This window comes from Rhodothermales bacterium (assembly GCA_017643395.1).
Taxonomy (GTDB): Bacteria; Bacteroidota; Rhodothermia; order Rhodothermales; family UBA10348; genus JABDJZ01.
Genome location: JAEPNP010000001.1, coordinates 1,547,071 through 1,567,563, shown reverse-complemented (window position 1 = coordinate 1,567,563; position 20,493 = coordinate 1,547,071). Strand labels below are relative to the sequence as shown.

Annotated in this window: 18 protein-coding genes; 10 read left to right on the top strand and 8 right to left on the bottom strand. The window is 63.6% G+C overall.

What is annotated here, in order from left to right; genetic code table 11:
* Positions 1-101 precede the first annotated feature (101 nt).
* The 4 genes from JJ896_06350 to JJ896_06335 all read left to right on the top strand — a co-directional run bounded on the left by JJ896_06350 (position 102) and on the right by JJ896_06335 (position 6,740).
* Positions 102-2,495, top strand: coding sequence for a S9 family peptidase (locus JJ896_06350; GenBank protein MBO6779255.1), 2,394 nt, complete (start codon positions 102-104; stop codon positions 2,493-2,495).
* 77 nt (positions 2,496-2,572) lie between these two features.
* On the top strand, positions 2,573-3,232 hold the full coding sequence (locus JJ896_06345) for an ABC transporter ATP-binding protein (protein MBO6779254.1): 660 nt from the start codon (positions 2,573-2,575) through the stop codon (positions 3,230-3,232).
* Positions 3,229-5,595, top strand: coding sequence for an FtsX-like permease family protein (locus JJ896_06340; GenBank protein ID MBO6779253.1), 2,367 nt, complete (start codon positions 3,229-3,231; stop codon positions 5,593-5,595). The genes JJ896_06345 and JJ896_06340 overlap by 4 nt, the downstream gene beginning before the upstream one ends.
* Positions 5,596-5,597: 2 nt before the next feature.
* Positions 5,598-6,740 carry an efflux RND transporter periplasmic adaptor subunit gene (locus JJ896_06335; GenBank protein MBO6779252.1) on the top strand — a complete coding sequence of 381 codons (1,143 nt, stop codon included), beginning with the start codon at positions 5,598-5,600 and terminating at the stop codon, positions 6,738-6,740.
* Positions 6,741-6,767: 27 nt separating this feature from the next.
* Here JJ896_06335 and JJ896_06330 read toward each other — a convergent pair whose 3' ends face one another.
* The 5 genes from JJ896_06330 to JJ896_06310 all read right to left on the bottom strand — a co-directional run bounded on the left by JJ896_06330 (position 6,768) and on the right by JJ896_06310 (position 10,476).
* Positions 6,768-7,088, bottom strand: coding sequence for a winged helix-turn-helix transcriptional regulator (locus JJ896_06330; protein MBO6779251.1), 321 nt, complete (start codon positions 7,086-7,088; stop codon positions 6,768-6,770).
* Positions 7,088-7,522: an SRPBCC domain-containing protein gene (locus tag JJ896_06325; GenBank protein MBO6779250.1), complete on the bottom strand. Its 435-nt coding sequence runs from the start codon at positions 7,520-7,522 to the stop codon at positions 7,088-7,090. Before JJ896_06325 ends, JJ896_06330 begins: the two co-directional genes overlap by 1 nt.
* A 62-nt stretch (positions 7,523-7,584) precedes the next feature.
* A complete protein-coding gene (locus JJ896_06320; GenBank protein MBO6779249.1) occupies positions 7,585-8,235 on the bottom strand; it encodes a hypothetical protein in 651 nt (216 codons plus the stop codon).
* Positions 8,236-8,280: 45 nt separating this feature from the next.
* Positions 8,281-9,606 (bottom strand): Na+/H+ antiporter NhaA, encoded by a 1,326-nt coding sequence (nhaA, locus tag JJ896_06315; GenBank protein MBO6779248.1) that lies wholly within the window; start codon positions 9,604-9,606, stop codon positions 8,281-8,283.
* 174 nt (positions 9,607-9,780) lie between these two features.
* On the bottom strand, positions 9,781-10,476 hold the full coding sequence (locus JJ896_06310; GenBank protein ID MBO6779247.1) for a hypothetical protein: 696 nt from the start codon (positions 10,474-10,476) through the stop codon (positions 9,781-9,783).
* Positions 10,477-10,599: 123 nt separating this feature from the next.
* On the opposite strand from JJ896_06310, the gene JJ896_06305 reads away from it, so the two are divergent.
* Genes JJ896_06305 through JJ896_06295 form a run of 3 tightly spaced genes read left to right on the top strand, consistent with a single transcriptional unit; the run spans position 10,600 to position 13,739 of the window.
* Positions 10,600-11,061, top strand: coding sequence for a (2Fe-2S)-binding protein (locus JJ896_06305; protein ID MBO6779246.1), 462 nt, complete (start codon positions 10,600-10,602; stop codon positions 11,059-11,061).
* Between the two features lie 3 nt (positions 11,062-11,064).
* On the top strand, positions 11,065-13,338 hold the full coding sequence (locus tag JJ896_06300; protein MBO6779245.1) for a xanthine dehydrogenase family protein molybdopterin-binding subunit: 2,274 nt from the start codon (positions 11,065-11,067) through the stop codon (positions 13,336-13,338).
* Entirely contained in the window at positions 13,338-13,739 is a 402-nt protein-coding gene (locus tag JJ896_06295) for an SUF system NifU family Fe-S cluster assembly protein (protein MBO6779244.1), read from the top strand. The genes JJ896_06300 and JJ896_06295 overlap by 1 nt, the downstream gene beginning before the upstream one ends.
* Before the next feature lie 5 nt (positions 13,740-13,744).
* On the opposite strand, the gene JJ896_06290 is transcribed toward JJ896_06295, so the two are convergent.
* A complete protein-coding gene (locus tag JJ896_06290; GenBank protein ID MBO6779243.1) occupies positions 13,745-14,359 on the bottom strand; it encodes a hypothetical protein in 615 nt (204 codons plus the stop codon).
* Here JJ896_06290 and JJ896_06285 point away from each other — a divergent pair.
* The gene (locus JJ896_06285) at positions 14,358-15,218 is read left to right on the top strand and encodes a M23 family metallopeptidase (protein MBO6779242.1); all 861 of its coding nucleotides are present in this window, start codon (positions 14,358-14,360) and stop codon (positions 15,216-15,218) included. The two genes, JJ896_06290 and JJ896_06285, sit on opposite strands and share 2 nt — an antisense overlap.
* Positions 15,219-15,255: 37 nt before the next feature.
* Positions 15,256-16,485, top strand: coding sequence for a hypothetical protein (locus JJ896_06280; protein ID MBO6779241.1), 1,230 nt, complete (start codon positions 15,256-15,258; stop codon positions 16,483-16,485).
* On the opposite strand, the gene JJ896_06275 is transcribed toward JJ896_06280, so the two are convergent.
* On the bottom strand, positions 16,482-17,714 hold the full coding sequence (locus JJ896_06275; protein MBO6779240.1) for an FAD-dependent oxidoreductase: 1,233 nt from the start codon (positions 17,712-17,714) through the stop codon (positions 16,482-16,484). The two genes, JJ896_06280 and JJ896_06275, sit on opposite strands and share 4 nt — an antisense overlap.
* 99 nt (positions 17,715-17,813) lie before the next feature.
* Here JJ896_06275 and JJ896_06270 point away from each other — a divergent pair, with 99 nt between their 5' ends.
* The gene (locus JJ896_06270; protein MBO6779239.1) at positions 17,814-19,391 is read left to right on the top strand and encodes a hypothetical protein; all 1,578 of its coding nucleotides are present in this window, start codon (positions 17,814-17,816) and stop codon (positions 19,389-19,391) included.
* A 269-nt stretch (positions 19,392-19,660) separates the two neighbouring features.
* Here the strand turns inward: JJ896_06270 and JJ896_06265 are convergent, their stop codons facing one another.
* Positions 19,661-20,479: a sterol desaturase family protein gene (locus JJ896_06265; protein ID MBO6779238.1), complete on the bottom strand. Its 819-nt coding sequence runs from the start codon at positions 20,477-20,479 to the stop codon at positions 19,661-19,663.
* Between the last annotated feature and the right edge of the window lie 14 nt (positions 20,480-20,493).

Sequence of the window (20,493 nt, the reverse complement as noted above, 5' to 3'; positions counted from 1 at the left end):
AACTATACGACCGTTTTGCCGATTGTTGCAACTAATGAATTAAAAGATATGCACGACGCGCGCCTGTATACTGCCGCCCCACATCGTTCCTGCTGAGCTGCATGCGCTTCCTCCTCTTCGCCGCACTCCTGCTGACGACGCCGGCCGTCGCCCAGGACCACCCCACCGAAAACCCGGATCACGCGGTTTATGTCCAGCCTCCGGAGTCCATCGCACGGGCCCTGCAGACCGACAAGAACTACGTCTCTCTGAGCAATGTCAGCCCGAACGCACGCCACGTGCTGGTGCCCCGCCAGACCGAGCTGTCGACGCTGGATCGCATGTCCCGGAAGACCTACCGGCTGGGCGAGCTGGAGCTTAGACCGGCCACCGACCGGATCTGGCACCTGGAGACATGGGGCACCAACGGCCTGTCGTTTTTTGACCTCGACTCCGGGACCATGCGCCCCGTTACGCTGCCCGAGGGCACCTTTGTGTCCGACATGGTCTGGTCGCCCGACGGCAACCGCATCGCGTTTCTCGCCCACCTGCCGAACCACACCGAACTCTGGACCGCCGATGCCGCAACCGGAAGGGCGCGCTCCATGTCCTCGCGCCGTGTGCTGGCCACCGTAGGCGCTCGAAGCACGGTTTCCCGCATGGTTCAGTGGCTGCCCGACGGCTCCGTGGTGACGCTGTTCGTGCCGGAGGACCGGGGTCCGGAGCCGGCCTGGAATCCTGTTCCCTCCGGTCCGATCGTGCGCCGGACGCGGACGGAACCGACCTCATCTCGAACCTGGCCCAACCTGCTGGAAGACCCGTGGGAAGAGGCCCTTTTTGAGCACTACACCACTTCTCAACTCGCTGCGGTCGACGCTCGCGGTCGGGTACGAGAAGTTGGCTCCGCGTCCATGTGGGAATCGGTGCGCGTCAGTCCGGACGGCGCCTGGGCTATTGCCTCCCGCATCGAACGACCGTTCAGCTACCGGACCAGCTACCGTGGATTTCCGAGACGGACCGTACTGCTCAACCTCACCACGGGTGAAGAGAGGGAACTGTCGTACCAACCGTTGCGGGAAGGCGGAGGCGGTAACGGTGGAAACGAGCCCAGGGACTTTTCCTGGGCCCCCGACGGCTCAGGACTGCTGTTCCTTCAGAACTCGGACGATGGCCCGGACACGGTGCGCCGAGCGGCCGCGCCCTGGGATCTTACTGCTGCCGACACCCTGGCCGACTCTCAGGGCCGCATCAGCAGCGCCTCTCTGAGCAGGGACGGCCAGACCGTCTTTGCGGAGGTCCGGCAAGGCGGCAAGTCCGGCGTGGCGTGGTGGCGGGGGGACCCGCATGCCCGGCACATGCTCGTCGACTTCCACGAAACGGACGACCCTACCTCGCTCCCCGGAGACCTGGTCACCCGGCGCACGGGCAACGGCATCGAATACGCCGTGCTCAGTTCGGACGGCTCTGCTGCATTCCTGCAGGGACCCGGATACAATGCCGAGTTCAAACCGCAACCGTTCATCGACCGGATCGTGCTCGATGGTGAATCCACCCGCGTGTTCGAGGGAACCCGCACGTCGTGGGACCGCCCCCTGGCAGCGCTGGACGACGACATGTCCCGTTTGCTGGTGCAGCGGGAATCCGTCACCCTCTACCCCCAGACCTATCTCGTCGAAGGCGAGCGCTGGATCCAGCTCACCGCGAATGAGGACCCCTTCCCCGAAGTGACCGCCGCAGAGCGCATCGACTTCTCCTTTGAGCGCCGTGACGGCTTGCAGGTGCAGGGCCGGGTCAGCCTGCCGGTGGATTATGAGCCTGGCACCAGGGTCCCGGCCATCTTTTGGACGTATCCGCGCGAGTACACGACGGCCGAAGGCTATGAGCACGCCGCCATCCGAAGGAGAAACCACAACGCATTCACCCACATGAGTTGGCTGCGCTGGAGTGACCTCTGGCTGAAAGCCGGCTACGCCCTGGTGTATCCGGACATTCCCATCGTCGGCGAGAACTACAACGACACGTACATCGGCAGTCTTGTGGACGCCATGTACGCCGCCATCCGGGCGGTAGACGGACTGGGAGTCGTCGACATCGACCGAATCGGCCACGGAGGCCACAGCTACGGCGCGTTCGCCACAGCCAACATTCTGGCCAACGCACCATTCTTCAAGGCAGGCATCGCGGGCGATGGGGCCTATAACCGGTCCCTGACGCCGAGCGGCTTCCAGGCCGAACGTCGAACCATCTGGGAAGCCCCGCACACGTACATCGAAATGTCGCCCTTCTTCAGGGCAGACCAGATCGATACGCCGCTGCTGCTCTACCATGGCGGCGACGACAACAACACCGGCACGTTTCCCGTACAGTCTAGGCGAATGATTCACGCATTGACTGAACACGGGAAGACTGCCGTCCTGTATGAGTACCCATACGAGTCCCATACGCCGCGTGCCATTGAGCACAAACTCGATATGTGGGCCCGTTTTGTTGACTGGATGGACACGTATGTGAAGTGAACCCTGCCCCGGACGAGAGCGCTTTCCCCCGGCGCGCGGCCGTCTATCGGACACGACGTCTGTGCAAGTCCTACGAAATGGGACAGGTCACCGTCGATGCGCTCCGCGATATCGATCTGGAATTGTGTGAGGGAGAGCTGGTCGTTCTGCTGGGCGCCTCCGGCAGCGGCAAGAGCACCCTGCTGAACATCCTGGGCGGCCTGGACACCGCAACCTCCGGGGAGGCCTGGTACCGCGACACGGAACTCACCGCTGCGACGCCTCGCGAGCTGACGCGCTATCGCCGCGAGTCCGTCGGCTTCATTTTCCAGTTCTACAACCTCATTCCGAGCCTGACGGCACGGGAAAACGTGGAACTGGTCACCGAAATCGCGCGAGACCCGATGCCGCCCTCCGAGGCCCTCGAGCTCGTTGGGCTCGCTGACCGGCAGGACCACTTCCCCGCTCAGTTGTCGGGCGGCGAGCAGCAGCGGGTGGCGATTGCACGCGCGGTTGCCAAACGTCCCGACGTCCTGTTGTGCGATGAGCCGACCGGCGCCCTGGACCTGTCCACCGGGCGTCGGGTGCTCCGCGTTCTCGACACGGTGAATCGGGAAACGGGCACGACCACGGCAGTTATCACACACAATGCGGCCATCGGCGCGTTGGCGGATCGGGTTCTGCACATGAGCAGCGGACGCATCGTAGAGCGCATCGAACACGCGGAGAGGGCCGACATCTCGGAGGTGGAGTGGTGATGCGTATGCTTAACAGACGACTCGTTCGGGAACTGTGGCGCACACGGGGTCCCGTACTCTCCATCGCTGCGGTGGTCGCCGTCGGCATCATGACCGTGCTCACGCTTCGTGGTACGTACCAGTCGCTGGTCACGGCGCAGGCCGAGTACTACAGTCAGACGCGCTTTCCGGACGCCTGGGCCGTGCTCGAGTCCGCACCGGAGGCCGTGCTGGCTCGCATCTCGGCGGTCGATGGCGTGACGTCCGTCTCCTCCCGGGTGGGCTCAACCGCCAACCTGTTTGTGCCCGGTCTCTCCATGCCTGCGCTGGGCCGCGTCTACTCGGTTCCCGCGGACAGGCGTCGGTCCCTGTCGGATCTGCACCTGACCTCCGGCCGCTATGTCCAGCCGAACCGGGGGCGCGAAGTCATCCTCAGCGACAAGTTTGCGGCCGCAACCGACTACCAGCCGGGAGATACGCTGGCGATGTCACTCAACGGGATTCGCTTCGAGGCGCTGGTGGTCGGCACGGCCATATCGCCCGAGCACACGTACGCAGTGCCGCCCGGCTCCCTGTACCCTGACGATGAGCGCTACGGCATTGTCTGGATGGATCGGGACGCACTCGGCCCCCTGCTTCAGTTGGACGGCGCCTTCAACGAGGTGCTGATCCAGGTCGAGACGGAGGCCGCATTGCCAGGCGTGCTGGCTGCGGTCGATCGCATTCTGGAGCCCTTCGGCGGGCAGGGTGCCTACCCGCGTGCTGAGCAGGCCTCCCACTTCATTCTGCAGGCCGAGCTCGATTCCAATCGCGCAACCAGCGGCGTAATCCCTGCGGTTTTTCTGGGGATCGCCGCCTTCCTGCTCCACATGGTGCTGAGCCGCATGATCGCCACCGAGCGCACCGAGATCGCGGTATTGAAGGCGTTCGGCTATTCGGACTGGGAGGTCGGCGGGTACTACTTCCGGTTTGCGTTGGCTGCGGTGTTTCTGGGTGCCCTGGTGGGCATCGGGGCGGGTGTGGCACTCGGACAATCCATGGTGGAGTTGTACGGCCAGTTCTTTGGATTCCCGGAGCTGGTCTTTATCGCCAATCCGGGCCTGGTACTGGTGGCCCTCGTCATTTCGGTGCTTGCAGCAACGGCGGGGGCGCTCAGCGGCGTCAGGCGGGCTGTCAAGCTGCCCCCTGCCGAGGCCATGAGACCGGAGCCACCGGCCTCGTTCAAGCCCGGACCGGTCGAGCGACTCGGTATCGGCAAGCTCGTGCCACCGGCTGCACGCATGATCCTGCGCAACGTAGAGCGCACGCCGGTGCGCAGCGGACTTTCCGCACTCGGCGTGGCCTATGCGGTTGCAATCCTGGTCGTCGGCATGTTCATGTTTGACGGTGTAGACCTGCTGATGAGGCTGCAGTTCGACCTCTCCCAACGAGAGGATATTTCGGTCACCTTCAACCGGCCGGTCGGACTCGACGTCACCCATGCGCTGGGCGGACTGGACGGGGTTCAGCACGTCGAGACCGTAAGCACGGCACCTGTGCGGTTTGTGCATGGCCCCGTTCAGGAAGAGAACGCCATTCTCGGATTGCCCGCGGGCTCCGCGCTGCGCCACGTCGTGGGGCGCTCCGGCAGACGACACCCCATACCTGTATCCGGCGTCGTCATGAGTCGCATGTTGGCGGACCAGCTTCGTCTTGAGCCCGGAACGTCAGTCACCATGGAATTTCTGGATGGCGAGCGGCGGCGCGTCAGTGCGCCGGTTGCCGGAGTCGTAGAGGACTTCCTGGGACTCTCCGCCTACATGGACCGCGAGGCACTCAACCGGCTCAGGGCCGGTCCCCCGTCCGCGAATATGGCCCTCCTGCGCATTGACGATGGCGCGGGGGAGAAAGTTGGCCGCCAGTTGCGTGACCTGCCGGTGGTCGCCAGCGTGGCATCACCTGCGCAGATGCTGGCGTCGTTCCAGAAACAGATGGACGAGAGCCTGCTCATCTCGGTGTTCTTCATCCTCGGCTTCTCCTGCGTCATTGCCGTCGCGGTGATCTACAACGGAGCCCGCATCGCCCTGTCGGAACGCGGCCGCGAATTGGCCAGCCTGCGTGTGCTGGGCTTTACGGAGCGAGAGGTGAGCACCATCCTGCTGGGTGAGCAGGGTCTCATCACGCTCACCGCCATTCCAATTGGATGGGCGATGGGCTACGCGCTGGCCTTCCTGACCGCAACGGCCATACAGAACGAGAGCTACCGCGTGCCCATGGTGGTGGATGCCGGCACCTTTCTCTGGGCCGCCGGGATCACCATTGCCGCGGGTGTACTGAGCGGTCTCATTGTGCGGCGTCGGCTGCACCGAATGGACCTGATCAAGGTTCTGAAAACTCGCGAATGAACATGAAGAGGCGCTACATCATTGGGGCCGTGCTGGTTGTTGTGGTTGCGGCCGCTGCGCTATTGGGGCGAGACACCGCCGTGTCGACGGAGGTAGCCGTCGTGGAACAGGGACCCGTTGTGCAGACCGTCTCCGAGGACGGCGTGACCCGGCTCCGCGAGCAGTTTGTCATCACGGCACCTGTTGGTGGGACGGTCAGTCGCATCGAACTGCGGGAAGGCGAACGGGTGGCGACGGGTCAGGTGGTGGCACGTATCACACCCGCGCCCAACGATCCGCGACAGGCCGCCGTGCTGGATGCCCGCATAGCCGCGGGTGCCGCCCAGACCGAAGCCCTGGAGTCCCGGGTGGCACAGGCCGATGCGGTTCTGAGCCAGGCCAGGCGAGATCTCAGCCGTTCTGACGCGCTGGCACAGGACAGCATTATCAGCGCGGCCGAACTGGAGCGCGCCCAATTGGCCATGGCAAGCGCCGAGCGGGAGTTGGAGGCCGCGCGGAGCGGGTTGTCCACAGCGCGTGCGGACCTGCAGGCTTCGCAAGCTGCCGCTCGCCAGGGAGGAGATTTACTCGTGCGCACTCCGGCAGACGGCCAGGTACTTCGTATTCCGGAGCGCTCGGCCCGTTTGGTCGGGCCCGGCGAGCCCCTGTTGGTGGTCGGAGATGCCGGCGGCCTGGAGGTGCTTATTGACGTGCGATCGCAGGACGCCGTCCGGGTGCGGGCCGGACAGGCCGTGCGGATCGATGGATGGGGCGGCAGTCGCGTGCTCACCGGCTCGGTAAGGCTGGTGGAACCCGCCGCGTTCACCAAGATCTCCTCTTTGGGAGTGGAGGAGCAGCGCGTCAACGTCGTGGTGGACCTTGGGGAGAGTCCGGCTGGACTCGGTGCAGGGTTCCGGGTAGACGCCGCCATTCAGGCGGACCGAAAGGAGAATGTCCTTCGCGTGCCTTCGACCGCGCTTTTCCGCGATGCAGACTCCTGGCAGGTGTACGCCGTTCAGGACGGTCGAGCTGCACTGACCTCCGTCACACCCGGTGTCATCACCCCTGAATGGGCCGAGATTCAAGCGGGTCTGGAAGACGGAGATCGTGTGGTGCGATTTCCCTCCGACCTGATACAGGACGGTACCCGCATCAGCGGGGGTTGAACAGCAAGCTGCGTCGAGGAACCCGCCTCATCCCGTCAGGTCCTCCGCCAGGTCGGCGAGCACCCCGCTCCAAAGCCCCTCGAATCCACGCACCCATCGATTGTAGATCTGTCGAATGGGCACGGGGTTCAGTCGGTTGATGCGCCGGCGACCGTCCTTGCGAACCAGGATCAGTCCGGCATCCCTGAGTACATCGATGTGCTTCACCACACCGACTCTGGACAACTCGGGAAACTGCTCGACAATCTCCCCCGTGATGCGGGGGCCCTCACGCAGGTAGTCCAGAATGCGGCGACGTGTGGGGTCGGAAAGGGCTTTCCAGACCGGATCCAGATCGTCTGCGCACACTACTCCGAATCGGCCTTGACGTCACCAAGCCATTCCGCCCATCCCTCTCGCATGCCGTCTTCCCATTCGGGCTCCACAGGACCGTGTGCCGTGTGGCGAAACGTGACTACCGTTCCGGCATCGGTTTCCTTGAGGCGGGTAATGACATTGTTGGTGACGGGCGCCGACATCATGAGCGGCCCGCAGATCTCCAGCAGACTAGGCGGCCGGATGGACTGTACGTGGCCCCAAAGATGACCGGCGTCGTCCCCGAGGTCGCGGAACCACCGACCACCCGGCCGTCGCTCCAGCACCATGGGCATGGGCGCATTCTCTGCTCCCTTGTTTCCGGCACCCATTCGGTGAATCAGCGCTTCGAAGACACGCTCGATCGGCGCGTCGACCGTGATCTCGATATCGATGTCGAGATCGTACTTCGTGTCCTGTGTCAGCATGGCCGGACTCCTTTATGTTACTGATTAGTAACATATAATCCCGCCGTGGTGTGCGCAAGACCTCAGTCTTTCGGCAGGAGCCTTTCGAAGCTGGTGGTGTGATCGCAGACTGACCGGAAGCGGTCCGGGATGCCGTTCAGGATGTTCGACCGGGCCTCGCGATGGCGCTCCTCCACCGTCATGGCACCACCAAACACGCCGTGCTGGCCCATGTGCCGGCGATAGTGCTCCGGCGTCATGACGTCACGGTAGTCCTCCAGAAAAGCCTCCATATGGCCAGGAGGCATTTCGCCGACTTCGCAAAAACGACGGGCCTCCAACATCGCCATCAGCTCGATGGAGTGAAGATCCCCGGCCGCTGCGGCCGCCTTCAGACCTTCGTGGGTTCGATCTACGAAGTGGTACCACATGGTCCCGGCGTGCGGATTGCCCGCTTCCATCGCCTGGCGAATGAGGTCCCGTCCCCACAGGCTGTCCCGCTCCACCCCTTCGGGAAGGAACCCTCCCCAGAAGTGATGCATGCCCACCTGCAGGGTCCAGCGTGTCTCTCCGGACTCATGTCGTTCAAGCGCCTGGCTGTACCCCTCAGGGGTCATGCTATCGGGCCGCTGGTCCGAGAAGGTATCCATGGCCTTGGCCAGCGGCGTTGGATTCACCGCCAGGAAAGAGAGCGCGACAATCGACAGCAGAGCCGCCGGCACAAGCTTGTACATGCGATTGGGGACTGGTGAGTCCCCGGTATCGGCCGTCGAGCCCTGCTATTCAAGCGCAGGTTCTTTGGAAAGCGAGCTCTTGAGCACCAGATAGCCACCGACTCCGGCCACCAACGAGGCACCGAGAATGCCGATCTTGGCCAGATCCAGGATCGCCGGCTCTGCGAACGACAGGTTCGCTATGAACAGGGACATGGTGAATCCAATACCCGTCAGCAGAGAGACGCCGTAAACCTGTCTCCAGGTGACACCCTCAGGTAGAGAAGCCCAACCCAGGCGTACTGCGAGCCACGAGAAGAGCGTCACGCCGAGCTGCTTGCCGACGAAGAGGCCGAGCACCAGGCCGACCGTGACCGGGTGGCCGAGCGCCTCTCCCCAGTTCATTCCACCCAGCGCCACACCCGCATTGGCCAGGGCAAAGACAGGCATGATGAAGTAGGCCACCCACGGATGCAGGCTATGCTCAAAGCGTGCCAGCGGGGTTTCGGCTCCCCGCGAGAGTACCTCGAGGGCATGAACGGCATCCGCGCGGTCGGTCGTGTTGTCTCCCCGCAGAATGCCCATGAATCGATCGGCCTTACTGGCAAAATCTGTGGTGTCGATGCGACGCGAGGCCGGAATGGTCAGTGCCAACAACACACCGGCGATGGTTGCATGCACGCCGGACTTCAGGAACGCCAGCCAGAGAACCAGCCCGAACACCACATAGAACGCGGTTCGATGCACGCGCAGCCGGTTGCCCACCATCAGGATGACGAGGGCCACCGCGGCCACGCCGAGCGCGGTCATCTTGATTTCTGCGGTGTAGAACAGCGCGATAACCATGACGGCACCGAGGTCGTCGATGATCGCCAGCGCCGTAAGGAAAATCTTCAGTGACACGGGGGCCCGGGAGCCCAGCAACGCCAGCACACCCAAGGCAAATGCAATGTCCGTTGCCATCGGGATGCCCCAACCGTTGACAAACGGCGTGCCCCCCGTGACCAGCACATAGAGGCCGGCCGGAACAACCATGCCCCCGATAGCCGCCATGATGGCCAGCATCGCCTTGCGGGGACTGCGCAGCTCACCAACGAGGACCTCACGCTTGATCTCCAGGCCTACCAGGAAAAAGAAGATGGCCATAAGGCCGTCGTTCACCCACAGCAGCAATGGCTTGTCGACCATCAGCGGCCCTGCTCCGGCCACGACACGGGTCTGCCACAGACTGAAGTAGGCATCGGCCCACGGACTGTTTGCCCAGATCAGGGCGATGGCAGCGGTCGCCAGCAGGAGCAGTCCAGAAGCTGCTTCAAGACGGAAGAAGCGCTGGAAAGGACGCATCAAACCGTCGACGGGACGGTCTGCAGGGAGGATGTCGAGTTTGGCCATGGGATCGGTGTGTGGAGTATCGCCGACCCCGAATATCTCGAACGGCGCTTGAACTTGTAACCGATGGGACGAACGTTTTGAACGTTTTGATGCATACCCCTCGGTGAAATCGGATTCACAGAGCCGATTTCCGTAGTGTATGCAACGTCAGGCGAGGCCTCAGCCTGGGCACAATCAGGCGCGTTCGGCAGAGGCGCGCACTGCTCGCGTTCGCCGAAGAGCAGGACGTGGGCCGGAGGCCGCCTGCCTGAGCACCAGGCAGCGTGCATGTTCAACCACTTCGTCGAGGGGCCTGGACGCATCGAGCAAATGCGCCTCAGGCACGCGTTCGGCCAGCCTGCGATATGCGTCACGCTGTTGCCGGGACTGCTCGAGAGTCACTTCCTGTTTCCTGGCCTGAAGGACCTCCGCCGGCGCATCCAGCACCAGGCACAGGTCGGGCCCAGGCACCAATCGCTCAAGCGCATGCACTGCCCACATCGGCCCTCCGTATCGGTATCGAATCGGGTCGGCTGCGATGTCATGCACGTAGCGATCGAATACCACCAACTCTGACTGCCTCCCCGCTCGGATTCGCATCAGGTAACCGAATACGTAGTCGGCCCAGTAGTACGCCAGCTTGGCGACGCTCCCGGCCGGTGAACGGGGAGGCGCTGCGTAGGGGTCGGTTACCACCGGACCATCGCCCCTGCCCAGCGAGGGCCGAAAGTGAAAGCGCCGCGTTCCCCGGAATGTGTTTCCGAGTTCCTGAACCAATGCGTCTATGACTGAACTCTTGCCACAGCCGTCCGGACCGAGTACAGCGAGGAAAACACCGCCCGGATGAGACTGCGGGTGCGTTGCGGAGGGATTGAAGCGAGTGGGGCTCACGCGGGGGTCGGACGGGGGCTGGTCGGCCCGACTTGACGACAAAAACCAGACCAGTCCCACTTTGCGCTCCATTGCCCCCGGAGCCTGCGTTGAATACGTTGGAGTCAAGAGACCCCAATACACATGCCCACCTATACCCTAACCGTCAACGGGGAGCTGCACACCGTCGAAGCCGAGGCGGACATGCCGCTGCTCTGGGTGCTCCGCGATATCCTCGGACTGACCGGCACCAAGTTCGGCTGCGGAAGCGCCTATTGCGGCGCATGCGAAGTGCACGTGGACGGTAGTGCGCAGCGCTCCTGCGTTGCGGCCATCGCCGGAGTGGCCGGTTCCGAGATCACCACGATCGAGGGGCTGTCACCTGACGGCTCGCATCCCCTACAGCTGGCCTGGAACGAACTCAACGTCCCCCAATGCGGCTACTGTCAATCCGGTCAGCTCATGCGGGCTGCGGCGTGGATGCAGGACACCCCGAATCCAACGCCGGATGACGTGGATCGCAACCAGTCGGGTAATCTATGCCGCTGCGGGACCTACAAGCGCATCAAAGCCGCCATTCTGCTGGCGGCAGAGAAGGGGGCCTAGATCATGTACGCACTTGAACTCTCGGGCCTGAAGGCCCCGACCCCGTCCGAATCGCTGCAGATCCTCAACGTATCGCGACGACGCTTCCTGAAGACCACCGCCCTGGGCGCAGGGTCGGTATTTGTTCTCGGCGTCTTTTCGGGGTGTCGCAGCGACAACCTGGCACAATGGCCGGACCGGGCAGAGCCGGTCGGATCCCTGAGCGATTCCGAGTTTCAGCCCAACGTATTCATTGGCCTGAACACGAACGGCGACGTCTTCCTGGTCTGCTCGCGCTCAGAAATGGGACAGGGAATTCGATCGAGCGTGCCCGCGGTGATCGCCGACGAGATGGGTGCCGACTGGGATCGCTGCCACATTCTTCAGGCAGACGGCCACCCCCGTTTCGGCAACCAGAACACGGATGGCTCCCGCTCCATTCGGAATCACTTTGACGATTGGCGTCGTGCAGGTGCGTCCGCCCGATTGATGCTTCTGGCCGCAGCTGCCGAGACCTGGCAGACGGACACGCAGGAATGCAGGATGGGCGTGCACGAGGTGCTGCACAGCGACGGCAGGCGCCTCTCTTTCGGCGAGCTTGCCCAGGCCGCGGCGTCTCAAGCCGTACCGAGCGATCCGGTTTTCCGCCCTCAGGAGGAGTGGCGCTACATCGGCACGGACATCCAGGGCCGGGACAATCGGGCTTTTGTAACGGGCTCCGCCGAATACGGGATCGATGTGCAGGTGCCGGACATGGTGCACGCGGCGATCCAGCGTTCACCCGTCATGGGTGGACGCCTGCGCCGGGTAGACGACTCCGCCGCCCGCGCCGTGCCCGGCGTGCGCGATGTCGTGGTACTTCCCGACGCCACGCTGCCCCCCGCCTTCCAGGCGTTGGGAGGTGTGGCGGTCATCGCAGACAATACGTGGGCGGCCTTCCGCGGGCGAGATGAGCTGGTCACCGAATGGGAAGAGTCCGAGCACCAGTCCTGGTCGAGCGCGGGAGAACGTGCCGCCCTGGAATCCTCCGTAACCGCTCCCGGGAACGTGGTCCGAGAGTCAGGTGATGTGGACGAGGCCTTCAATGACGCTGCTCAAACCGTGGAGGCCGTGTACCATGTGGCCATGCTCCCTCACGCACCCATGGAGCCTCCCAACGCGGTGGCGCACGTCAAGGACGATGGCAGCTGTGAGGTCTGGGCACCCTCTCAGGCACCGCAAACTGCACGGGCATCCGTGGCCGGCGCGCTTGGGGTGGACCCCGAACAGGTCACCGTGCACGTCACGTTCCTGGGTGGCGGATTCGGTCGCAAGTCAAAGCCTGACTACTGTGTCGAGGCGGCCCTGCTCAGCCGTGCGGTCGGGGCGCCGGTGAAGGTGACCTGGAGCAGGGAGGACGACCTGCGCCACGACTACTTTCACCCACCCAGCGCTCAGTACATGAAGGCATCGCTGGATGCCTCCGGGCAGGTCACGGGCTGGTTGCATCGCGTAGCCTTCCCTACGATCGGATCCACCTTCCAGCCCAACGTCATGGGTCCGGGAGCCGGCGAACTCAGCTCAGGGGCGCGAACCTGTCCGTACGTCATTCCCAGTATGCGTGTGGAGGCCTGTGAGGCCATCGCCCATCAGCGCATTGGCTGGCTGCGCTCGGTGTACAACATCCAGCAGGGCTTCTCGGTCAATGCGTTCGCTTCGGAGATCGCACATGCGTCAGGAAGAGACGCTCGCGAAGTGCTGCTGGAACTGATTGGGCCGGACCGTGAGATGGCTGATTTGTATCCGCGTCCGCCGGTGCTGGATACGGCACGACTGAAGGGCGTCATCAACCTTGCCGCGGACGAGGCCGGATGGGGCCGAGAGCTCCCGCCCGGGCACGGCATGGGCATCGCGGGCCACTTCAGCTTCTCCAGCTATGTGGCCCACGCCGTACACGCCTCCGTCGAGAACGGCCAGATCCGTGTTCACCGGGTAGATTGCGCTGTGGATTGCGGCATCGCCGTCAATCTGGACCGCATCCGGAGTCAGATGGAGGGGGCGGTGGTCTTCGGACTGACGCTCGCCCTTAAGGATGGCATCGAGGCGGCCGATGGGGCAGTCACAACGGGTAACTTCGACACCTATCGGCTCCTGGCTCTCGACGAGACGCCGGAGACGCACGTACACATCGTGGAATCCCGGTTGCCGGCGGGAGGCGTCGGCGAGCCTGGTGTGCCGCCGCTGGCGCCCGCCCTCACCGGGGCGATCCTGCAGGCCACCGGCACTCCTGTGCGCACGCTGCCCATCAGGCTGGTTTGATGGAAGCCGAACTGGCACAGGCCGTCATTCTCGACCACGATGCCAACCCCCGAAATTTTGGGGAGCTGGCGGATGCCACGCACAGCGCCGGCGGGTACAATCCCCTGTGCGGCGACAAATACACCGTGTGGGCCCGTGTCGAAGCCGGTGTGGTGCGCGCCGTTCACTTCCACGGGTTTGGTTGCGCGCTGTCCAAGGCGTCCGCCTCCATGATGACGGAAGCAGCACGTGGCGTGCCGGTGGAGGCGCTGCCTTCCATGCGGAGTCGACTGTTCGATGCGGCCCCGACGGAGGACCTGCTTGCGCTCGTGGCGGTCAAGGACCAACCAACCCGAGCACGTTGCGCGTTACTGGCATGGCATGCCCTGGAGCGGGCAGTAGCATCGCCTGTCGGCGAGTGATCCGGTCAAGCCGGATCCGTGTAGCCCAGGTACTGGAGGATCTGGCTGGCGTTGCCGCAGATCTCCGGCACGTGCAGGTTGATGTTTTCGACGAAATACACGGTTGTCAGATATTCCTTGGTCACCCCCTCGATGCGTCGGGAGCGAGCGTTGGGATTCCTCGGCATTCGGTCCAACTGACCCATTAGATCCATGCGTGGCAGGTACCGGGCCTGAAAGGTCACGATCTCCGGCTCCGGAACGACGCCATCACCACAGTGAGACAGAGCCACGTCCAGCGCGTGCATGGAAACAGCCATGGGGTGGCCCGCTTCGGCAAGCTTTTTCCAGCGATCGGGAGACGGTCTTTCGAGCTTGTAGAGATAGATAGGCCCGGCCATCCAGTTGCCGTCCAGGGCCTCCTCAGTGATGAGTTTTCGGCCCAACTCGGCATCGACCGCGGGATCCGCCAGAAGCGTTTTGTATGACAGACCCTGTGCTCCGAACCAGTTCATCATGCCCCACTGCAGACGATCGTAGGACGAGCCGGCGTCGGCCCTCGCCCTTAGCGGAGACCAGGGGTCCTTCATGCCTGCGACCAGGCTGAACAGCAATGTCAGAAACGCAACGAGACTTGGCATGCCTCCGGTATCGGCAGACCAGATCCAGCGCATAACCGGGGTGTATCTTCGGGGCGTGTATCGCCTGTTTCTGGTCATCCTGCTAGCCGGCTGCCAGTCGCTCCCGGAGCCCGTCACTCGCCAGAATGACGTGCGCATGGATCGTGAACTCCGGGGCGACTCGCTTGTGGTGACCGTGCACAACACGGTTCCCAGCCCCATGCGGGTGCAGTTGACTTCGGACGCGATTGCCCTGGACACCGCATTCGTCCTGGCGCCGTTGTCCGAGAAGCCGATTCGTGTGCACGCTCCAGGCCTGGACTCGACGTCTCTTTCGAGCGCCGTTCGCGGCAGCCTCACTTTTGGCTCGCTCGATTGGCCGGTGCGCGCGGAGACCCTCTCCCTGCCCTTTCCGGCAGGACGCTGGTACCGGGTCATTCAGGGATACTACGGCTCGTTCTCCCACAACTATCCGTTTGCCCGGTATGCGCTGGATTTTGCCCTTGCGGTCGGGGACACCGTGACGGCCGCCGCCGACGGCATGGTCATCGGACTCGTTGACGAGAACACAGCAGGCGGCAACAACCGCAAGTACCGCGATCACGCCAATTACATCACGCTCTTCCACCCGCAGTCGGGCCTCTACACGCAGTACGTGCATTTGCAGCCCGGCGGCAGTCTGGTCGCCTTGCGGGACTCTGTGAAACGTGGACAGCCGATCGGACTTTCAGGCCTCACTGGCTTCACCAGTCGCTCGCATCTCCACTTCAACGTATTGGTGCCGGACTCCTCAGCGGGCCTGGTGTCTCACCCCGCGGTCTTCGAGCCAGACGTACCCGGAGGGGCGCTGACGCAGGGGAGCAGAGCTGTCAGACGGTAGGGGGGCAAGATTCGCTCAGTTGCCCCGTTATCTCACCATGCGTGCTCTCCCTCTCCTGATCCTGCTGCTCGCGCCTCCCCTGGCGGCTCAGCCGTCTTGGCAAGATGCCCGCTTGGTGGCTACCGCTCTCACAAGGCTCGCTGAGGAGGACTCCGGACACCTCTGGGGTGTGTCCCTGGATGGGCCGCTGATGATCGCCGATCCCGATTCGCGCCTGGCGTGGGCCACCCGTCCGGCCCCCGGCTTTGCCGAGGAAGCCGGCTTCTGGAAGGGTGTGCTGCCCGACTCGGTGCCCATTGCCAACACCGCCACCGACTGGGGTGAACACCGGTGGACCATGATGGCCTGGCCGCTTCCTGAGACCGAAACGGGGCTACGTCGCCTGTTGTCGCACGAGGCGTTCCACCGCATACAACCTCAGGCCGGGCTGCCGCAGGAGGGCGGCTCGAATCCGCACCTGGGCTCCAGGGACGGACGCTACTGGCTCATTCTGGAGATGCGTGCGCTTGCCGCCGCCCTACGCGGTGACGCATCCCGGGTGGGCGATGCGCTCGCTGCCCGCAACGCGCGTCTGGCAATATTCCCCGATGCCGCGTCCGCCGAGAACGCCCTGCTCCTCCATGAGGGTCTTGCCCAGTACACGGGGCTCCGGCTTTCCGGCCTTGACCTGGAAGCGGCAAGGGAGGCGGCAGCACGGGACCTGGAAGAGGCCGAGGACGCCGCTTCATTCGTTCGCACGTTCGCGTACGCAACTGGTCCGGCATGGGGTCTCATCCTGGACGAAATGCGGGCGGACTGGCGTGACCACATCGCTCCCGACACCGACCTCCCGGGCCTGCTCCCGATCCGGCCCGCAGCTGATCCTGACTTTGATTCACTTGGAGCCACCCACCTGGCGGCCACAGAAGATGCCCTGGAGGCTGAACGGCAGAGAAGGCATGAAATGCAGCTGGAGCGCTACGTCACGCACCCCCATCTCTTCCTCGGCTTTCGACAGATGCAGGTGAGCTTCGACCCGGGGCAGGTGGAGACGCTGCCGGACCACGGTCAAGTCTATCAGGGTCTGCGCCTGTCCGACGCGTGGGGGGTGCTGGAGGTGGACGGCGGGGCGCTCATCCGGCAGGACTGGAGCGGTGTTGTGGTGCCTGCCCCCGGTGCATTCGCGTCGCCGATCCTGGGAGACGGCTACACGCTGACCCTCAATGCAGGCTGGACCCTGCGCGAGGACGGCTCGAAACGTTGGGTGCTCGAACAAGGCGACCGCTAGCGGGCCGCCAGAAACTCCCGAACCGCTTCGGCGGCACGTCTGCCAGAGGCCATGGCACCGTTGATGGAGGCCGTGTCCCTATGGTCACCGCAGACAAACAAGCCGTCGGCATATTTCACGGCCCGATGCGGTGGGGACAGAAACGGCGGAGCCTGCTCAGGAAGGGCGTACTCGATGTCGTAGGTGCGCAGATGCTGCCACGCCACCGCAGCTGGATACCACTGACTCAATTCGTCCTGCACGTCCTGCGGGGAGCCCGAGAGTGCCCCGAGCACCGTTACCGAAACCAGCGCGCGTTCGCCGGGACCATATTCGGGTGCGGCATTAGTCATCACAGCCAGATTGTTGACCTGGCCGCTGCCCGTTCCGTTCAGCACCAGAACGGGGTCGGATACAGGCGCTTCGGGGGCAGAGAAATACAGGTTTGTGACCCGTCTTCCAGACGTATGCACGACCTCCGGCACCAATCGCGCGGCGGCCGGAGCCGCCGTGGCAACAACCACCGCAGAGACAGGCACCTTGGTACCGTCCTGCAGGACCACCTCGCCGGATTGCAGGGAGCCAACCGGCGTGTTGAGGTGCACCGTGAGCCCATCGGCCAACTGCTCCGGAATGGCCTGCATGCCGCGGGCCGGAACGGCGGCTTGCCCCTCCGAAAACATGCGGAAGACAAACTCGAACATGCGGCTGGACGCCTGAAGGTCGCCGTCCAGGAGAATGCCTCCCAGGAAGGGGCGGAAGAAGGTGTCGATCATCCTCGGCGAGAAACCCCACCGCTCGGAGAGCGCGTTGGCCGTGGTCATTTCTTCCCGCTCAAACACGGATTCGAGCTCGCCGGAACGCACACCCTGACGGAGCAGGGCGACTTTCATCTTGTCCGCCAGCGAGCCCACGCCGGCCAATACGGTCGCCAGGGCAGCACCCGGCTGCCGAAACGGATCTGCGATGCGCTCGAACCCCGCTTCCGTGCGCACCAAAGCGCCGTCGAAAAACGTCCTCAGTTCCAGCGCCTCGTAGTCCAGCAAGGCCTGGGTCTCCGGGTATGCCGTCAGCAACACCTGAAATCCCCGGTCCAGTCGGAAGCCGTCCATCTCGTCCGTGCGAACCCGACCACCGACGGCATCGGAAGCTTCGTACACGACCGCGGCGATGCCTGCGTCCTGCAGCAGACGCGCACAGGTCAACCCGGCGAGGCCGGCACCGACAACGATGACTGGGGCTCGATCCATTTCGGCTGTTTGAATGACTCGCCGCAATCTAGGGGGCTCGCCTTTCCCCAACCCACCGCGCATCGTTTACTTTCGGGCTCCACACAGTCCCCACCTCTCATGCGTACCACCGCTCTGTTTCTGGCGCTACTCTTTGGCGCCGCATCTGTTTTTGCCCAGGTCAAACCCGCCCCGGACCTCACGCCCGAAGAGAAAGACGGCCCTCATGAGAGGCTGATCATCCGCGGCGGAATTCTGATCGACGGCACGGGTGGGCCACCACGGGGGCCGGTCGACATAGTCGTGGAAGGCAACACGATCACCCGCATCGTGGGCGTCGGATACGCCGGTGTGCCCATCGACCCTGAGCGGCGTCCTCAGGGAGCCACACGCGAGATCGATGCCCACGGCATGTACATCATGCCCGGCATCGTGGACAATCACCTGCACACCGGCGGCGTACCCAAGGCTCCGGAGGCGGAGTACGTCTACAAGCTGTGGTTGGCCCACGGGATCACCACCGGCCGTGGGGTCGGATTCGGGCCCATGGAATGGAGCCTTTCAGAGCGCGAGCGCAGCGCCCGCGGCGAAATCGCCGCACCCCGCATGGTTGTCTATGCGCGCCCGGGGCAGGGAGAAGACTGGGAAGGCGATGTCGATACGCCTGAGGGCGCCCGAGAGTGGGTTCGGTACGCCCACTCCAAGGGCGTGGAGGGATTGAAACTCGGAGCCTATCGCCCGGAAATCATGGAGGCCCTCATTGACGAGGCTAACAAGCACGGAATGGGTCAGACGGCGCACCTCGGGCAGACTGGCGTGGCGCAGATGAATGCCATCGACGCCGCGCGCCTTGGAATGACCTCGATGACGCACTACTACGGCCTCTTCGAGTCCATGTACGACAACGCCGATGTGCAGACGTGGCCCGTCGACATGAACTACATGGACGAGTACCACCGTTTTGGCCAGGTGGCGAGACAGTGGGACATGGTCACCCCGGGCGGAGAGAAGTGGAACGCGCTGCTGGACGAATTCCTGGAGCACGACTTCATCATCAATCCAACGATGACCATCTACTCCGCGGGTCGCAACGTCATGAGCGCCAAGAACGCCGACTGGCACGACACCTACACGTTGCCCAGCCTCGCCGCGTTCTTCGCACCAAGCCGCGAGAATCACGGCTCGTACTGGTTCCACTGGAAGACGGCCGATGAGATCGCCTGGAAGAAATTCTACCAGGTCTGGATGCAGTTCCTGAACGAGTACAAGAACAAGGGCGGCCGCGTGACGGTGGGCTCCGACTCGGGCTTCATCTACCAGCTCTTCGGCTTCGGCACCATCCTGGAACTGGAGATGCTTCAGGAGGCCGGATTCCACCCGCTCGAGGTGGTCCGCGCCGCGACCATGCACGGTGCGGAGGAGATTTTTGAGGCGTCTGGCGAGCCCATCGAATATGGTGTGGTGCGGCCCGGACTTCGCGCCGACATGCTGATCGTCGAGGAAAACCCGCTGGCCGACTTCAAGGTGCTCTACGGCACCGGAGCCATTCGGTTGAATGACGAGGGCGATGTCGTGCGCAAGGGCGGCGTCAAATGGACCATCAAGGACGGCATGGTCTTCGACGCCAAGCAGCTGCTGCAGGACGTGGCCGACATGGTGGAGGCGCAGAAAGCGGTAGGGCAGCCGACCGGAGACTGAATCCCCTCAGCCGCAAACCAGCGGCAACAGGCACCCAGAAGTCCCCAACTCGGTCGTAGCCGAGAACGCATACCACGAAAACGCTGCGATAATCAGCAGCGAAAAGGCTACGCCTGCGCTGAACTTCAGGAATGCTTTCATGGTCTCGGCGGTTGGTTGGGGCCTGTCGCGAGGGGAGACCGACGCGGGAGACGCGCCGACACCATGACAAGCCCCCAAAACCGGGCCAGTCTCAACGCGAGACTGCACGAGCCCCGGGGCCGCTGGAATCAGTAGTCCGTCTTGATGCTCTTGTCGAACGGAATCTTGAACTGATACGCCACGTGCTCGTCGGTGGCATCATCCAGCACGTCCAGTCCATACCGGATCTGGCGGGGATCTTCGTACACAAGGGTCCCGAACGCCCGGTCCCACAGGCTGAAGATGTTGCCGTAGTTCGAGTCCGTCCAGGGCCGCTCGAAGTGGTGGTGGAACTTGTGCATGTTCGGTGAGATGAACACCCAGCTGATGCCCCGGTCCAGCCACGCCGGTATGGAAATGTTGGCGTGGGTGAAGTAGGTCATGAAGATGGTCAGGATCCTGTAGAACAGGTAAAACGCCAGCGGCGCCCCGACCACGATGATGGCCATGAGGGCAAACATCTCGCGCATGAAGTAGTCGCCCGGATGATGCCGCGTCCCTGTGGTCGCATCCACCTTGGTATCCGAGTGGTGGATCATGTGGAACTTCCACATCCACTTGTACCGGTGCAGCATCCAGTGCACCACGTATTGGGCGATGAGGTCGAATGCCATCACGGCAATAATCAATTCGACCCAGATGGGCAGGCTCACCCAGTTCAGCAGCCCGAACTGGCTCTGCTCAATCCAGAGGAAGAGTCCCACCGTGGCAAGCCCGAACAGGGCATTGATGATCATGGTGGTGGCGAGGAAGACGAAGTTGACTCCCGCATGCCTCCACTTTCGATAGTTCAGCCGCGCCAGGGGGATGCTGCCCTCCAGCACCCACGCAAACGCCAGGGAGGCCATGACCCACAACAGCTTCTGCAGTGTGGTCAGTTCTTCAAAAAACGTGAGAAAGGCTTCCATGTCACTCGGGGGTC

What these genes read in the sequence shown, in the direction of transcription:
- JJ896_06350 (MBO6779255.1), top strand. Translation starts at nt 102, where the DNA reads ATGCGCTTCCTCCTCTTCGCCGCACTCCTGCTGACGACGCCGGCCGTC.
- JJ896_06345 (MBO6779254.1), top strand. Translation starts at nt 2,573, where the DNA reads ATGGGACAGGTCACCGTCGATGCGCTCCGCGATATCGATCTGGAATTG.
- JJ896_06335 (MBO6779252.1), top strand. Translation starts at nt 5,598, where the DNA reads ATGAAGAGGCGCTACATCATTGGGGCCGTGCTGGTTGTTGTGGTTGCG.
- JJ896_06325 (MBO6779250.1), bottom strand. Translation starts at nt 7,522, where the DNA reads ATGCTGACACAGGACACGAAGTACGATCTCGACATCGATATCGAGATC.
- JJ896_06320 (MBO6779249.1), bottom strand. Translation starts at nt 8,235, where the DNA reads ATGTACAAGCTTGTGCCGGCGGCTCTGCTGTCGATTGTCGCGCTCTCT.
- nhaA (MBO6779248.1), bottom strand. Translation starts at nt 9,606, where the DNA reads ATGGCCAAACTCGACATCCTCCCTGCAGACCGTCCCGTCGACGGTTTG.
- JJ896_06305 (MBO6779246.1), top strand. Translation starts at nt 10,600, where the DNA reads ATGCCCACCTATACCCTAACCGTCAACGGGGAGCTGCACACCGTCGAA.
- JJ896_06300 (MBO6779245.1), top strand. Translation starts at nt 11,065, where the DNA reads ATGTACGCACTTGAACTCTCGGGCCTGAAGGCCCCGACCCCGTCCGAA.
- JJ896_06295 (MBO6779244.1), top strand. Translation starts at nt 13,338, where the DNA reads ATGGAAGCCGAACTGGCACAGGCCGTCATTCTCGACCACGATGCCAAC.
- JJ896_06285 (MBO6779242.1), top strand. Translation starts at nt 14,358, where the DNA reads ATGCCTCCGGTATCGGCAGACCAGATCCAGCGCATAACCGGGGTGTAT.
- JJ896_06290 (MBO6779243.1), bottom strand. Translation starts at nt 14,359, where the DNA reads ATGCCAAGTCTCGTTGCGTTTCTGACATTGCTGTTCAGCCTGGTCGCA.
- JJ896_06280 (MBO6779241.1), top strand. Translation starts at nt 15,256, where the DNA reads ATGCGTGCTCTCCCTCTCCTGATCCTGCTGCTCGCGCCTCCCCTGGCG.
- JJ896_06275 (MBO6779240.1), bottom strand. Translation starts at nt 17,714, where the DNA reads ATGGATCGAGCCCCAGTCATCGTTGTCGGTGCCGGCCTCGCCGGGTTG.
- JJ896_06270 (MBO6779239.1), top strand. Translation starts at nt 17,814, where the DNA reads ATGCGTACCACCGCTCTGTTTCTGGCGCTACTCTTTGGCGCCGCATCT.
- JJ896_06265 (MBO6779238.1), bottom strand. Translation starts at nt 20,479, where the DNA reads ATGGAAGCCTTTCTCACGTTTTTTGAAGAACTGACCACACTGCAGAAG.